The 14,711-nt window shown below is 52.4% G+C and carries 16 protein-coding genes; 8 read left to right on the forward strand and 8 right to left on the reverse strand.

The window, feature by feature from the left end:
- Positions 1-7 precede the first annotated feature (7 nt).
- The 3 genes from Q0X64_RS00250 to Q0X64_RS00260 are packed head-to-tail and all read right to left on the reverse strand — an operon-like array spanning position 8 to position 3,627.
- Entirely contained in the window at positions 8-1,921 is a 1,914-nt protein-coding gene (locus Q0X64_RS00250) for a Gldg family protein (protein WP_297807436.1), read from the reverse strand.
- Between the two features lie 15 nt (positions 1,922-1,936).
- On the reverse strand, positions 1,937-2,677 hold the full coding sequence (locus tag Q0X64_RS00255; RefSeq protein ID WP_297807439.1) for an ABC transporter permease subunit: 741 nt from the start codon (positions 2,675-2,677) through the stop codon (positions 1,937-1,939).
- A gap of 2 nt (positions 2,678-2,679) precedes the next feature.
- Positions 2,680-3,627, reverse strand: a complete 948-nt coding sequence (locus tag Q0X64_RS00260) for an ATP-binding cassette domain-containing protein (RefSeq protein WP_297807441.1) — start codon at positions 3,625-3,627, stop codon at positions 2,680-2,682.
- A 164-nt stretch (positions 3,628-3,791) separates the two neighbouring features.
- Here Q0X64_RS00260 and Q0X64_RS00265 point away from each other — a divergent pair, with 164 nt between their 5' ends.
- Together Q0X64_RS00265 and Q0X64_RS00270 are read left to right on the forward strand one after the other, a co-directional pair.
- Complete coding sequence (locus tag Q0X64_RS00265; protein WP_297807443.1) at positions 3,792-4,853, forward strand: DUF2333 family protein; 1,062 nt, start codon at positions 3,792-3,794, stop codon at positions 4,851-4,853.
- Between the two features lie 133 nt (positions 4,854-4,986).
- Entirely contained in the window at positions 4,987-5,376 is a 390-nt protein-coding gene (locus Q0X64_RS00270) for a cytochrome c (RefSeq protein WP_297807446.1), read from the forward strand.
- Positions 5,377-5,413: 37 nt separating this feature from the next.
- Here the strand turns inward: Q0X64_RS00270 and Q0X64_RS00275 are convergent, their stop codons facing one another.
- Positions 5,414-6,217: a substrate-binding domain-containing protein gene (locus Q0X64_RS00275; protein WP_297807871.1), complete on the reverse strand. Its 804-nt coding sequence runs from the start codon at positions 6,215-6,217 to the stop codon at positions 5,414-5,416.
- Positions 6,218-6,278: 61 nt separating this feature from the next.
- Positions 6,279-7,613: a porin gene (locus Q0X64_RS00280; RefSeq protein WP_297807449.1), complete on the reverse strand. Its 1,335-nt coding sequence runs from the start codon at positions 7,611-7,613 to the stop codon at positions 6,279-6,281.
- Between the two features lie 116 nt (positions 7,614-7,729).
- Here Q0X64_RS00280 and Q0X64_RS00285 point away from each other — a divergent pair, with 116 nt between their 5' ends.
- Positions 7,730-8,800 carry a substrate-binding domain-containing protein gene (locus Q0X64_RS00285; protein WP_297807451.1) on the forward strand — a complete coding sequence of 357 codons (1,071 nt, stop codon included), beginning with the start codon at positions 7,730-7,732 and terminating at the stop codon, positions 8,798-8,800.
- 1 nt (position 8,801) lies between these two features.
- Here the strand turns inward: Q0X64_RS00285 and moaC are convergent, their stop codons facing one another.
- On the reverse strand, positions 8,802-9,278 hold the full coding sequence (gene moaC, locus Q0X64_RS00290) for a cyclic pyranopterin monophosphate synthase MoaC (protein WP_297807454.1): 477 nt from the start codon (positions 9,276-9,278) through the stop codon (positions 8,802-8,804).
- A 47-nt stretch (positions 9,279-9,325) separates the two neighbouring features.
- On the opposite strand from moaC, the gene moaD reads away from it, so the two are divergent.
- Genes moaD through Q0X64_RS00305 form a run of 3 tightly spaced genes read left to right on the forward strand, consistent with a single transcriptional unit; the run spans position 9,326 to position 10,399 of the window.
- Positions 9,326-9,553: a molybdopterin converting factor subunit 1 gene (gene moaD, locus Q0X64_RS00295; protein WP_297807456.1), complete on the forward strand. Its 228-nt coding sequence runs from the start codon at positions 9,326-9,328 to the stop codon at positions 9,551-9,553.
- 1 nt (position 9,554) lies between these two features.
- Positions 9,555-10,001: a molybdenum cofactor biosynthesis protein MoaE gene (locus Q0X64_RS00300; RefSeq protein ID WP_297807458.1), complete on the forward strand. Its 447-nt coding sequence runs from the start codon at positions 9,555-9,557 to the stop codon at positions 9,999-10,001.
- Between the two features lie 2 nt (positions 10,002-10,003).
- Entirely contained in the window at positions 10,004-10,399 is a 396-nt protein-coding gene (locus tag Q0X64_RS00305) for an MAPEG family protein (RefSeq protein WP_297807461.1), read from the forward strand.
- Here Q0X64_RS00305 and Q0X64_RS00310 read toward each other — a convergent pair.
- Complete coding sequence (locus Q0X64_RS00310; protein WP_297807463.1) at positions 10,396-10,974, reverse strand: MarC family protein; 579 nt, start codon at positions 10,972-10,974, stop codon at positions 10,396-10,398. The two genes, Q0X64_RS00305 and Q0X64_RS00310, sit on opposite strands and share 4 nt — an antisense overlap.
- Before the next feature lie 340 nt (positions 10,975-11,314).
- Positions 11,315-12,784: a 4-hydroxy-3-polyprenylbenzoate decarboxylase gene (gene ubiD / locus Q0X64_RS00315; protein ID WP_297807466.1), complete on the reverse strand. Its 1,470-nt coding sequence runs from the start codon at positions 12,782-12,784 to the stop codon at positions 11,315-11,317.
- Between the two features lie 84 nt (positions 12,785-12,868).
- On the opposite strand from ubiD, the gene Q0X64_RS00320 reads away from it, so the two are divergent.
- Together Q0X64_RS00320 and Q0X64_RS00325 are read left to right on the forward strand one after the other, a co-directional pair.
- A complete protein-coding gene (locus Q0X64_RS00320; RefSeq protein ID WP_297807468.1) occupies positions 12,869-13,642 on the forward strand; it encodes a nucleotide-binding protein in 774 nt (257 codons plus the stop codon).
- Positions 13,643-14,357: 715 nt separating this feature from the next.
- Positions 14,358-14,624, forward strand: a complete 267-nt coding sequence (locus Q0X64_RS00325; protein WP_297807470.1) for a DksA/TraR family C4-type zinc finger protein — start codon at positions 14,358-14,360, stop codon at positions 14,622-14,624.
- Positions 14,625-14,711: the final 87 nt, after the last annotated feature.

Consider the following 14,711-nt stretch of genomic DNA (forward strand, 5'->3'; position numbering starts at 1 on the left):
TTATCGCTTATTGCTGGCCCCGGGCCTTGTTACGCTTGCGGATCCGCATCCAGCCGGTGAATACGGCCAGTAAGGCAACAAGGATGGGCACCAGGCCGATGTTGAAAAACTTGAGCTGGGTATCCAGCTTGTCGATATCTTTACGCAGGTTCGCCTGCACCTCACGCAGTTGCTGTTCGGTCTTGTTGGCGGTGAGGCGGAACTGAGCGATTTCTTTTTGCTGTTCCGGCGTCATGATTTGCTCACCACTACCACTACGCTGAACCTGCATGCGGGCAATGCGCTGCTGGGTTTCTTTCAGTTTTTGCTGAAGTTCACGCTCTTTGGTACGGAAGCGTTTTTCAGCATCACGCTGTAAGGCAATGACCTTATGGAACGGACGTGAGAATCCCGCCCGCGAGCGGACACTGATAAGACCTTCACTGCCGGTCAAATCCTCAATGGTGTTGATCAGGAAATCAATATTATTAGAGGTATTGAACGCCAGTTGCTCACCATAGAAGTCCTGAGTCTGCACCCAGAAACGGTCGTCCAGCATATCGACATCGGCAATCGCCACCACATCAATCGGCTGTTTGGCCTCATCAATATGACCTGACATTTTCTTGATTTCACCAGTCATGGCTTTGGCGCCGTCGGGGAATGCAGTTTTAGTTGTGCCTTCCACCCTGACAGCAAAGGGGTAACTCAACGTGCCGGGGGCATATTTGGTGAGCAGCGCGACCGGATCATTACGGAACTGCACCACGCGCTTATCAACCAGCATGGCCTCGTTGCTTGATGACAGCAGTGGCGTGATCTCGGTGGTGCGATCATCCAGCAGTTTGAAATAACCCGGCGTCGCCAGGTTAATCCGGTTCAACGCTGAAGTAATGCGCTGTTCACTGTTAAAGTTGTTTTCATCCAGCCCCTGCCATAGCACATAATCAATCGGCTTATGGTCAGTCTTGGCACCGAAGTCCACCTTGGTGGCAGTTTTGCGATCAGCCACCACATCAGCCGGTGCCCGCTCAATGCCCCAGGCCTGGAACAGCTTATCCATATTGGAACTGCGTGAGGCCAGCATGGCCGACATCGGATTGTCAGGATCTTTCTCCGGCTCATCCAGTTCGGCATACGGATCAACAAAGCTCACCAGCTTGCCGCCATTCAGCACGTACTGATCAATGGCATAGAGCGTGGTTTCAGCAAACTCCTTGGGATGCACCACTACAAGCAAATCAATGCTCGACGGAATGCGGCGGATGTCCTTAGGCAGCGTGGTGACATTGAACATATCACGCAGCTCATCCATCATCGCCCAGGGCTTGGCACCGCTATCAGAAGACACTTCGCCCTTGAGTGGATCGTATTGCTCGCCATCGACTTCCAGCGCGCTGACCACACCGACGGTTTTACGATCATCGTTGGAAAGCTTGTAGATCAGCTTGGTCAGGTCGTATTCCAGCGTGTCTTCCTTCTCCGGCTGGAAAAACGGAATGGTTTCAACGCCGTCGAGCGTGTTGGTTCCGGCCAGACCGAAATACAAAGGATCAGGCTCGCCTTCAATCGGCACTGATTGCAGGCCGTATTGTTTGGCGCGCTGTTCGTCATCTGAGAATGGCTGCGGCTCCATCACATAAAGACGAATCATGCCGTTAGAAGCACGCTGATATTCCTGCAGCAGCTCCTGCACCCGCTGGGCATAAGCCTTCAGACTGGGCAGTGCCTGCGCCACCTTGTCCGTGTAATAAAAGCGCAGTGTCACAGGCTCATCGATCGAGGACAAAATCTGCAGAGAGCCTTCGGACAGGGTATAGAGATTATCTTCCGTCAAATCCACCCGTGCGGATTTGAAGTTGCCGTTCACCACGATATTGAAGGAGATGAACAGAATAATGGCCAGTAGCAGACCGGTTGTTGATAAGAGTTGTTTGTTCATGGTCGCGATTGTCTCCTAGTCGGCCTTGCGTGCGTTGACGATCAGCGCATTGGCAAACAGCCAGATGGCAATCAGAGAGATGAAATAAAACATATCCCGCAGGTCAATAACGCCTTTGCTGATGGCATCGAAATGGGTCAGGAAACTGAAAGAACTGATGGCATCCACCAGCGTTTGCGGCGCCCAACCGGCAAAGAAATCAATCACAATGCCAAACCCTGACAGAACGAAAATCAGGCTAATGACCAGACTAATTACAAAGGCAATCACCTGATTCTTGGTAATGGCGGAGATGCACGAGCCAATCGCCAGAAAACCGCCCGCCATCAACAGGCTGCCCAGGAAGCTGGCAATGATCACGCCGTTATCCGGGTTACCCAGGTAATTAACGGTAATCCACAGCGGGAAGTTGAGCAGTAAGGCCAGACCGGTAAACGCCCAGGCAGCCATAAACTTGCCCAGCACGGCCTCGAACACAGACACAGGCAGGGTCATCAGCAGTTCGACTGAACCACTTTTGCGCTCTTCCGCCCAAAGCCGCATCGAGATGGCCGGTATCAGCAGGATATAGAGCCAGGGGTGCAGGGAGAAAAACGGATAAAGATCCGCTTCGCCGCGTTCAAAAAAGTTACCGACATAAAAGGTCGAGAAACCGGTCAGCAACAAGAAAATGATAATGAATACGTAAGCCACCGGCGTCGCAAAGTAGCCGTTGAACTCACGCTTCATAATGAACCAGATATTTTGCATATTCATTATTATTTTGACTCCGCGTTGGGCATGGTAATGCTACGGAAAACTTCATCCAAGCGGCCGGCCTCGGCATGCAGAGCATCGATGTCCCAGCCGTTGGCGCGGATTTTTTCCGACAGTTCAGCGGTAATCTGCTGACCATCTCGCGGATACACCCGGAAGCCCTCAGCGCCAGACAGTGGCTCGACACTGGCCACAAACTCCAGTGAGCTGAGGAAGCTTTCAAAAGTCTGCTGCTCGATATTGGCGACATTGACGCAGACCGCATTGTAGTATCGCGAACGTGATTCCAGTTCCTGCGGGCTGCCGTCGAATTTAATCTTGCCGCTGGAGATCACCACATTGCGGTTACAGAGCGCGTGCACTTCTTCCAGGATGTGAGTGGAAATGATGATGGCCTTGTCTTCGGCCATTTCGTTAATCAGGGTGCGCACTTCGTGTTTCTGGTTGGGATCCAGACCGTCGGTGGGCTCATCCAGAATCAGTACCGGTGGGTTGTGCAGAATCGCCTGTGCCAGACCGACACGGCGTTTGTAACCTTTAGACAGGGTTTCGATGGGTTGGAACATCACCGTGGTGATGCGGGCCCGTTCAGCCGCCAGCGCCACCGCCTTTTTCTTATCGCTGCCTTTGAGGCCACGGATTTCAGCAATGAAGTGGAGAAAGCTGTCCGGGGTCATATCGGCATAGGCCGGCGCCCCTTCAGGCAGATACCCCAAGTTGGCTTTAACCGATATCGGATCGGTCAAGACGTCGTACCCACAGACCCGAACCGTACCCCGGGTGGGGCTCAGAAAGCCGGTGATCATCTTCATGGTGGTGGATTTACCGGCACCGTTAGGCCCGAGGAAACCCAGCACTTCACCTTTGCTGACCGAGAAAGACACGCCATCAACGGCTTTGATGGCACCAAAATGTTTGGCTAAGTCCTCAATCTCTATTCTAGTTGTCATACCCAGCGCGTCCCTAGATTCCTAATCATTTTTGCAAACCTGTCATTATTCTGATGTCACCGCGGCGAAGTCAAGTCGAACTCTGATGGCCAATGACTTTCACACATTGTTTTACCGGGAATTAGCGCATAAGCTGTTCCCAACAACCACAACAAGAGTTTGCTATGGCCCTGAAACGCTTATCCCAGAAATTCCGAGATCTCGGCTGGACTGTCAGTGACAGCATGGCCGACACCACCACCCGCAAGCAAATACTGAAAATCGGCGGATTCGTCATCGGCAGTATTGTCTTGCTGATGATCGTGCTGATGATGTGGTGGAGCATGGCCCCGGATCGCTTCGACCCGCTGCAGTCTGCCCAAAAGCAGGCCGGCAGCCAGCAACAGCAACTGGTGACCGGTTACACATCCACCGCCACAGTCATCCGCTTGGCGCAGAACCTGCTCGACAAGCCGGGAGGCTACCTGTCGAACGATGTCATGCCGCCATCCGTGTGGATGGACAATATTCCCAACTGGGAGTTCGGTGTACTGGTGCAGATCCGTGACTTCGCCCGCGCCTTGCGCAATGACATCAGTCGTAGCCAGTCGCAGTCTCTGGAAGACACCGACCTGGCGATTGCTGAACCTCAGTTCAATTTCAATTCCGAATCCTGGCTGTTCCCGCCTACCGAGCGCGAATATCGCACCGGGGTGGAAGCCTTGCAATCCTACCTGGAACGGCTGAGCAATAATTCCGATGATGCCCAGTTTTATGCCCGTGCCGATAACCTCTCGGCCTGGCTGGCGATAGTGGAAAAACGCTTGGGCAGTCTGTCACAGCGCCTCAGTGCCAGTGTCGGCCAGAACCGGGTGAATACAGATCTGGCCGGCGAACCCGATGCCCAGCAATCCACCCCCAGCGCAGATGAACGGATCACCAAAACGCCCTGGTATGAAATTGATAATGTGTTCTTTGAAGCCCGTGGCACGACCTATGCGCTGATCCATCTGCTCAAGGCAGTGGAGCACGATTTCGCCGATATCCTCAGAAAGAAAAACGCACTGGTCAGCCTGCGCCAGAGCATACGTGAGCTGGAAGCGACTCAGGCCGCGCTGTGGAGCCCCATCATCCTCAACGGCGGTGGCTTTGGCCTGTTTGCCAACCACTCGCTGGTAATGGCGTCCTACATCTCGCGGGCCAATGCGGCGATCATTGATTTAAGGGACTTGTTAAGCCGGGGTTGATTGAGGCTACTGCTGGGTGATTTGCCATAGGCTCGGGGCAAATCACCCATTCACAGAAGGGACTTATTCCTTACAGTTCTCAGCATTGAGCAGAGATGAGGTCTGCTCATTGTTTGAATGAGGAGAAACTGTAATGACAACCCTGTTTAAATCTGCAGCCCTGGCGCTGTTAATGTTCACTGCTGCCAGCTTTGCTGAAGAAGCCCCCTACACGGTCACCAACGAACATGAACTGGATGCCGAAACCTACAAAGGCTTCAAGCTCTACCGTAACTGGTGCGCGCGTTGCCATGGTACCTATGGTCAGGGCATGGTCGGCCCCAACCTGGCTGACAGCCTGAACGTTATCAGCAAAGAAGAATTTTTCAGCGTGGTGGAAAACGGTAAATCCGGCACCATCGGCAGCATGCCAGCCTGGGCTGCCAATCCCAAGGTGATGGAAGGCCGCGAGCAGCTTTACCGATACTTAAAAGCCCGCGCTGACGGAGCGATTGGTGAAGTCAAACCCCGTAAAGCCAAGTAAATGAGACCGGGCTGCGTCGCAGCCCGGTCCCCTCAACTCATTGGTCCAGCATATCCGGATGGAACAGAGTCTGATCCCGCAACCTGAAGTCGGCAATAATCTTTTGCCCCTCGGCGCCAGTAATAAATTTGATATAACGCTTGGCGAGTTCATATTTTACGCTGTGCCTGGTCGGGTTCACGGCCATCACGTGGTAGGGGTTGAACAACACTTCATCGCCTTCAAACAGCACTTTCAGATCCATCTTGTCGGCATAGGCAATCTGCGTGCCCCGGTCAGCCAGCGCGTAAGCCTGCTTCTCATCAGCAATTTTCAATACCGCGCCCATGCCCTGACCGGCAGCCACGTACCAGCTTGCTGACGGTACCGGCAGATTGGCGTTATCCCATAATGTAATTTCTTTTTTATGAGTCCCCGAGTCATCGCCCCGCGAAACAAAGTCGGCTTTGGCACTGGCGATACGATTAAAGGCACCGGCCGCATTGCGGGCGCTGGCAATGTTAGCCGGATCCGAAGCCGGCCCAACGATAACAAAATCGTTGTGCATCACCGCAGTACGGTCAATAAAATGGCCTGATTTGACATACTCCAGCTCGGCCTTGGGTGCATGCACCAGCACCACATCGACATCACCGTTTTCCCCCAAACGTAATGCTTTACCAGTGCCCACGGCGATGACATCGACTTTGACGCCGAATTTGTCTTCAAATGCCGGGTTTAAAACAGCCAAAAGTCCTGAGTTATCAGTACTGGTGGTGGTAGCCAGTCGTAAACGATCCGCGGCCAGCACTGAACTGGTCATCAGCACTAAAAATAGAACGCTTATCCATTTTTTTAACATCACGATTTCTCCTTTTCCGGTCTTATCCCGAATTTAGCATAAATTTAAGTGGAAACAATGACTAAAACGCCCACTGACTGCGGACCTGAAACACTCTGGGCTCATCGTTATCGTAGGTTCCGCCCTCGACATCGAGCACATTCACGTAGTTGGCCGAAAAGCGCAGTGTCGGTGTCGGGTACCAGTTGAGCCCCAGGGTCATCGAGTCGGCTTCGCCACCATCAATATCAGCATCGCTCAGATCCACCGTGCTGTAACGCAGAGCCAGCTCCCAGGCACCGATGCCGCCTTCGCCGACGTTGGATTTGGGGGTAATGCTACCGAATTTGCCCTTGCTGTAGTTACGTGATTCGCCGGTGAGAAAATAACCCGCCTGAGCATACCAACCATCAAAATCCAGATTGTTGCCCATATCACGCTTCACCGAGGTGGTGATATATTCGGCCTGGGCTGAGAACGGGCCTTGCACGGTGGCGATTTCAGCACCGACTTTATAAAAATCGCTGACGGCGTCAATCGTAGCGGTATCCACAATATTGACGCCGGCAATATGGGTTTCCGGCTGCTGGCGTAAGCGGGTCTGGTTGCTGCCTCCGGTTTCACGATAGTTCAGCCCCAGTCCCAGATGCACCACTTCGCTTTTGTTATTGACCGGTGCCCAGGTTGCCCGAGTGCCGGCGCCCCAGCCTTCATCATCCTGTCCGCCTTCAGCACTGACGGTATCAGCAAACAGACCAGCGGCCAGTGTCCAGTGCTGATGAGCGGTGCTGGCCATCATGCCGATGTGCCGTCCGGCAGAAAACGCCGAGGGCAATGCCCGCTCAGTAAAGGTGACAAATTTGGAGCTGGTCTGCTCCTGCAGGCTGAATGGATCCTTGAAGTTACCGGCTTTGAGCTCAAGATTGTCAAAACCGTTATAACTCAGATAGGCGTCCTTGATGCCGCTGGCCCCGTCATCCACAAAGTCATACTGCAGTTTAAAACCCCAGTCGTAGTACATGGTGCCCTGCAGGTAAAGCCGTGCACGGCGGATCTCGGTGCCATCCCCCATCTTCGGATCGCCGCCGTAAGCCGCGGCATCGGCCTGAACCCGGCCTCCGATTTTGGTCGCGAACTTGCCGTCACGGGTCTGAATCTTAAGGCCGCCGTTGGTGCTGACTTCGACATCAGACGGCTTGGTCGCTTCGGCCAGTTTTTCATCCACTTCGGCTTTCTCTGCTGCCGCCTGAGTCTGGTTCTGATTCAGCTCAGCCATTAAACGCTCGTATTGTTCATCGCTGACCGAGCCGTTCTCATGCAGCATGTTGATCAGTGTTTCAATTTCCGAGCCAGCGTAGGCCGGGCTCACTGTCATCATTGCCAGCCCTGCCAGCAATACAGGTGTTTTGAGTTTCATAACTGATTCCTTGTGGTGAATTTTACTTATATGTTTTTATCTGCATATTAAATATGCTTAAAAGCCAGCTTATTTGGGATTTACCTGATTTAAAATATGAAATAAAATTCATAAATATGGATATCAAAATCAACTTTCACTGGCAGCTGTCACATCACGGCGAGACGTATAATATCGATTCGGTGCTGTTTCAAATGTTGGAGGCTGTGCAAACTGAAGGCTCACTGAAAAAGGCCACCGATAAAATCGGCGTGTCCTATCGCTTTGCCTGGGGCTTGCTCAATAAATGGCAGGACTTACTGGGTCAGCCACTGGTTTTGCTGGAACGGGGCCGCGGCGCAAAACTGGCTCCGGCAGGCGAGAAACTGATGCATGGCAACCGCCACCTGGCGGCGACCTTTTCACCGGAACTGGATAACTTTTCCACCCAGTTCAAACGCGACTTTGAATCCATCATCAACCGCAGTGAGGCTGATGGCTTCAACATCTTTGCCAGTCACGGGCTGGCTGTCGGAGCGCTGCGGGATCTGATTAATCAGCAGTCCGATTTTCAGCTGGACCTGCACTTTCACGGCAGTCTGGAAAGTTTGCGGGCTTTGAGTAATGGCGACTGCCATATCGCCGGTTTTCATATCCCGGTGGGTGAGCTAGGTCATCACCTCAAACACGATTACCTGGATAACCTCAGCGAAGACAACCATCAGTTGATTTACGTGGTCAGACGCAATCAGGGCCTGATGGTCGCCGCCGGCAACCCCAAACAAATACGGGACATTCATTCTTTGACCAAGCCCGGTCTGACCTTTATCAATCGCCAGGCCGATTCCGGCACCCGCCTGCTGCTGGATCAGCTGTTGCTCGCCAACAATGTGCCGGCCAGCCAGATCAACGGCTATCGACATGAAGAGTTCACCCATATGGCGGTAGCGGCGATGGTGGCCAGTGGCGCTGCTGATGTCGGTTTCGGCATTGCGCCGATGGCGGACAAGTTCAACCTGGAGTTTATCCCGCAGGTGTGGGAACACTACTGTCTGGCCGTGCCCAAGAAGCTGATTGATGATGAAAGAGTTCAGGAAATCATTGCCCTGCTAAAAGGTGAGGCCTTTGATGACAAACTCGCTGGATTTAGCGGTTATGACACCGGCCGCTCCGGCGAACTGGTGAGTTTCAGCGAGATATTCGGCTAGCTTAGTCTCTGGTCCAGTGACCACTCTTGCCACCGGCTTTTTCCAGCAGGCGAATATTACTCATCACCATGCCGCGATCGACCGCCTTGCACATATCGTAAATCGTCAGCAAAGCGACCTGCACGGCAGTCAGCGCTTCCATTTCCACGCCGGTCTGGCCGCTGGTGCCAACCCGACTCTGGCAATGGACTGTGGCGTTGTCAGCATCGAGTTCAAACTCGACTGTGACCTTAGTCAGGGCCAACGGATGGCACAAAGGCACCAGATCCGAGGTTTTCTTGGACGCCATGATGCCCGCTATCCGGGCAATGCCGAGCACATCGCCCTTTTTATGTCCGCCCTGTTCAATCAGTTTGAAGGTGTCGGCCAGCATGCTGATGCTACCAGCAGCAACGGCAACCCGGTCGGTCACGTCTTTGCCGCCGACATCGACCATATGGGCCTCACCGGACTGATTAAAATGGGTCAATTCAGACATGGCAGATGTTATCCTAGAGTTCTAATTTCGCTAAAACGATCAACCAGATGAGTATTCAAGTCAAATTTTTTGCCAGCCTGCGGGAAAAAGTCGGTAAGGCCGAAGTCGAGCTGAATCAGGCCGCTAATGCCGCTGAAGCCTGGCAGCAGGCCACCGATAATGCACCGCGTCCCGATAATGTGCTGGTCGCGATCAATCTCGACTATGCCAAGTTCGACTCCCCCGTGAAAGACGGTGATGAAGTGGCCTTTTTCCCACCGGTGACCGGAGGCTAGCGTGAGTAGCGGGATCAGCGACAAGCCTGTTCAGCCCTGGCAGTTAATCATGGACGCTGAGGCGCAGCAGTCAGCTGGTGAAATCGGCGCCACCGCCACATTTATCGGCACCATGCGGGATTTCAGCCAGCGAAAAAACCTTGAAAAGATGGTGCTGGAACACTATCCGCAAATGACCGAACGCTACCTCGAGAAGCTGGAAAAGCTGGCCCGCTGCCGCTGGCCTCTGCAGGATTGCCTGATCGTGCACCGGGTGGGAGATATCTACCCCGGCGATCCGATCGTGGTCATTGCCTGCTGGTCGTCCCACCGCCGCGCCGCACTGGATGCCTGCGACTGGCTGATTGAAGAACTCAAACACAACGCCCCGCTGTGGAAGAAAGAATACGGGCCCGAGGGCGAACACTGGGTAGAAGAAAACACTGACGGACACAGCCAGGGAGCCTGATTATGATTACTGCCCTTTATGCCAGCCTCTGCGCCCTGCTTCTGGTCAAACTCTCCCTGAGCGTGATTGCCCTCAGACGCCAGCATCGGGTTGCACTGGGGGATGGCGGACATCCCGATTTGCAGGCCGCGATTCGCACCCAGGGCAATGCCACCGAATATATGCCTATCACGCTCATCCTGATGCTGATGCTGGAATTAATGGGCGCTTTCTGGTGGCTGATTCATCTGGCCGGTATTGCCCTGATTAGCGGCCGTCTTATCCACGCTTCAGCACTGAAAAATGCGGATGGCAAGCGCCGGGTGCTGGGTATGAAAGTGACCTTCTTCCTGATTATTGTGCTGGCGCTGCTCAATATCTTTTATCTGATTGCCGGTTATTTTCTTGGTGGTAACTAAGTTAGAAAATCACGCACACCAATCAACAACATATTGACGGCGACCAGGTTCAACAACAGCCCCATCAGTTTCTCCACTGCGCGAATACCGCGCTCACCCAGCCAGTCACTGAGCCTGCGCCCCAGCAGAAAGACGATAAAGGTGGCCGTCAGTACCGCCAGCAGCGCCAGCAACAAACCCAGCAAATCGGTTTGTTGCTGAGAGCGCAGAATCATCACCGTGGTAATGGCAGAAGGCCCGGCCAGACAGGGCACGGCAATCGGGAACAGAAAAGAATCACGGCTGTAGTCGCCGGCAAACACATCCTTGGCCGACTGGAAAATCATCTTCAGCGAGATCAGAAACAGAATAACGCCACCGGCGACCATCAAAGATGCCCGTTCGATATTCAGGTACCCCAGCAAAGCCTCACCGGCCAGAACAAACACCACTAATATGAGAAATGCTAGGAAAGTTTCACGCAGAATGGTTTTCCGATAATGGTGCTTTTCAGCGCCGCTCAAAACCGCCAACACAAACGGCAAATTGCCGAACGGGTCGATCACCAGAAACAATAGCAAAGCGCTTTCAATCATAGTGTTCTCCCTGACGATAGTTACTCAGGACTCAATCTATTATGACGCAATCCCTGTCCCGGCATGAGCAGTGCTGATGAGACCTCTCGGCTTCGCTCGAGGTGACAAAATCGGGGATATAAACAATCAGCGTATCGGTGTCATATCGGCCATCAAGTTCTCAGCCCGGCCGGTATTGGAGCCGTGCCATAGTCCGAATGTCATGCTGACCGTAGCGCCAACTGTTATGCCGCTTCTCCCTCTGTCATGCCGACCTTTCACTTATCATGCCGCCCTCCCACTGTTATGTGCCCCCTCCCTCTGTCATGCCGACCGAAGCGGAGGCATCTCCATCCCAGCACTATTTATCTAGCCCCAATTCAGCCCAGATGGCATCAACGCGCTCCACCACAGCCGGGTCACGCTCAATGGGTCTGCCCCACTCGCGGTCAGTTTCTCCCTGCAGTTTATTGGTGGCGTCCATCCCCATCTTAGAGCCCAGCCCTGAGACCGGCGAAGCAAAGTCGAGGTAATCAATTGGCGTGTTTTCGACCATCGTCGTATCCCGCACCGGATCCATACGGGTAGTAATCGCCCAGATCACATCCTGCCAGTCACGCACGTTCACATCATCATCAACGACGATCACGAATTTTGTATACATAAACTGCCGCAAAAACGACCACACGCCCATCATCACCCGTTTGGCATGACCGGGATACTGCTTTTTCATGCTCACCACCGCCATCCGGTAGGAACAGCCCTCAGGCGGCAAATAAAAATCGACTATCTCCGGAAATTGCTTTTGAAGAATCGGCACAAACACTTCGTTTAAAGCCACGCCCAACACCGCCGGTTCATCGGGCGGACGACCGGTGTAAGTGCTGTGATAAATCGGGTTCTGACGCTGGGTGATGCGCTCAATGGTCATTACCGGAAAGCGTTCCTGCTCATTGTAATAACCGGTGTGATCGCCGTAAGGGCCTTCCACTGCCATATCCTCCGGGTAAATCATGCCCTCAAGCACAATCTCGGCATTGGCCGGCACCTGCAGATCATTACCGAAACACTTCACCAGTTCGGTCTTGCTACCACGCAACAGCCCAGCAAACGCATATTCCGAGAGCGTATCCGGCACCGGCGTCACCGCCCCCAGAATGGTGGCCGGGTCACAACCCAAAACCACACTGATAGGAAACGGCTCACCCGGATATTGTTGCTGCCATTCTTTGAAATCCAGCGCACCGCCGCGGTGCGACAGCCAGCGCATAATCACCCGGTTCTTGCCAATCACCTGCTGGCGATAAATCCCCAGGTTCTGACGTTCTTTATGCGGCCCTTTAGTGACCACCAGCCCCCAGGTAATCAAGGGCGCCGCATCCTCCGGCCAGCAAAGCTGAATCGGGTAATTGGCGAGATCGATGTCATCACCCTCCAGCACCTGCTGCTGACAAGCCGCCTTTTTGACAACTTTCGGGCCCATATTGAGCACCTGCTTAAAGATAGGCAACTTCTGCCAGGCATCCTTCATACCCTTGGGCGGATCCGGCTCTTTCAGAAAAGCCAGCAACTTACCCACCTCACGCAAAGCCGTCACCGAATCCTCGCCCATGCCCATCGCCACCCGTTTCGGCGTACCAAACAGGTTCAATAAAGCCGGGACATTGGAGCCTTTTGGATTCTCAAACAACAAGGCCGGACCACCAGCCCGTAAAACCCGGTCAGCAATTTCGGTCATTTCTAACGAAGGATCGACTTCGGTGGTAATACGTTTGAGTTCGCCCTGCTGTTCCAGGCCGTCGATGAAGTCGCGGAGATCGGTGTATTTCATTGTTTAATAATTTAGTTTTTAATTTTATTGGTGTAGCTTAGCAATTTTACGTCACATAAACGCCAATGTTAGGGATAGCATGCAATGCAAAAGCGTATATTTATTGCGTCTTCTACTGAAGGATTAGATGTTGCCTACGCAATTCAAGAAAACCTTGAATACTACTTTGAAATAACTGTATGGCCGCAAGGCGTTTTTGAGCCCTCAAAAACGTCCATTGAATCGTTGTTTAAACAGACAAAGATATTTGATGCCGCAGTTTTTGTTTTCACCCCAGACGATGAAGTCATTTCCCGCAATAAATCAAAACAATCCGTCAGGGATAATGTTATCTTCGAGCTTGGCCTTTTCATTGGTGCCCTTGGAAGAGAGAGTTGTTTTATAGTGAAACCTCGCTCGTTTTCTAACCTAGACCTACCTACTGACCTTTTGGGCGTGACAAGTACAGATTATCAAGGTGAAAGATCGGATGGGAATTTGTGTGCGGCTCTTGGTCCATCCTCAAACAAAATAAAACGCGTACTGATACCTAGAGAAGATCCTGTAGGTAAATTACCAGCTTCACTTTCCGAATTATTAACAACACGTCCATACAGACTTTTCTTCAACCCTGAAACTAAACGTTCCAAAAGAGTTGTATTTAGTCCTGATGGTTATATCACAGAGGGTAACAATAGAAATGAACACAAATGGAGAATATCCAATCAAAATTTAGAATTACTTCAACTTGATGGGGCTGTTCACAGTAGATTCTCTTATGACAGCAAAGACGACCTTTTCCAACACACTAATGATCAAGATACTTTGTCAATAAGAAATCAATTTATCGTGCCAGACAACGGCTCTGACAAAAGTTGATTTTTCTAGTGTTAAATGTGCTGCTGAAATCACTTTCAGCAATTCATTTTTTGCGTGGCCAAAAAACGAACCAAAAAAGGCCAGCCTCATGCTTGCCCTGCGGGTTCCCTGCGCTTCTCGAAATATTCGGGCACGCCGAAACTGATTCGCGACATCCCTGTCTCTCTCCCTTCGGGCGTCTGTGACGTCCAAACTTGTTCCAGACAAGTTTGTCGCTGGCTCAAACAGACGTCGTGCTGATCCGAATATTTCTCCGATGCTCGGCTTTGCAAAAGGGCGGATCCACCCACACCCCAGCCCTCTCCCTTCAAGGGAGAGGGAGAGAGTCACACCCCAACTTAAGTTTTGTTCCCGCTTTTCTTTCCCCTTTTGTGCTGACGAGTAGCGCAGCTTTGTCTGGATGACGGCTGGTCAGTGTCTGAGCGTTAGCGAGTTTTGACCAGACGCCAGACAAAGCGAGCAACGCAGTGGAGCCGCAGGCCAGCGCAAGGGGTGCCCTTTTGTTTGGTTCGTTTATTTTGGGCAAGCAAAATAAATGAACGCCCCGCGGCAGCGTCCCAATTCAGGATGATGAAAAGAACTTAATCAAACACACAAACATCTAAGAACAGAACACAAAACAAACATTTATCAGCAAACCAAAACCTTTGGGTTTCCCCCAAACAATCCTTTATAATCAAGTAATAATACTGAAACAGTCATCAGGAGGTTCGTCATGGCTGGAGGATGGTCCCGAGACGGGGCAGTACAAGATCAAATCGACGCCAGTGTAGAAGATGCCGTGCAACAGGCACGCAGCAACTTGCCCAAGGGCGAAAGCCTGACCCACTGCGAAGAATGCGAGAAAAAAATCCCTGAGGCGCGCCGCGAGGCGATTCCCGGCGTGCGTCTTTGCGTGCAGTGTCAGGAAGAAATCGATAATGAGAACAAAGCCGCCGGTCTATTTAACCGTCGTGGCAGCAAGGACAGCCAGCTACGTTAAATACGGCTTGCATGTCTATCAATAAGGGGCCACGCGCCCCTTTTTTGTGTTCGCTATCTCCAGATAACTTATCAAAAGCCAATCTGA

It is taken from the genome of uncultured Methylophaga sp., from assembly GCF_947259025.1.
Classification (GTDB): Bacteria; Pseudomonadota; Gammaproteobacteria; order Nitrosococcales; family Methylophagaceae; genus Methylophaga.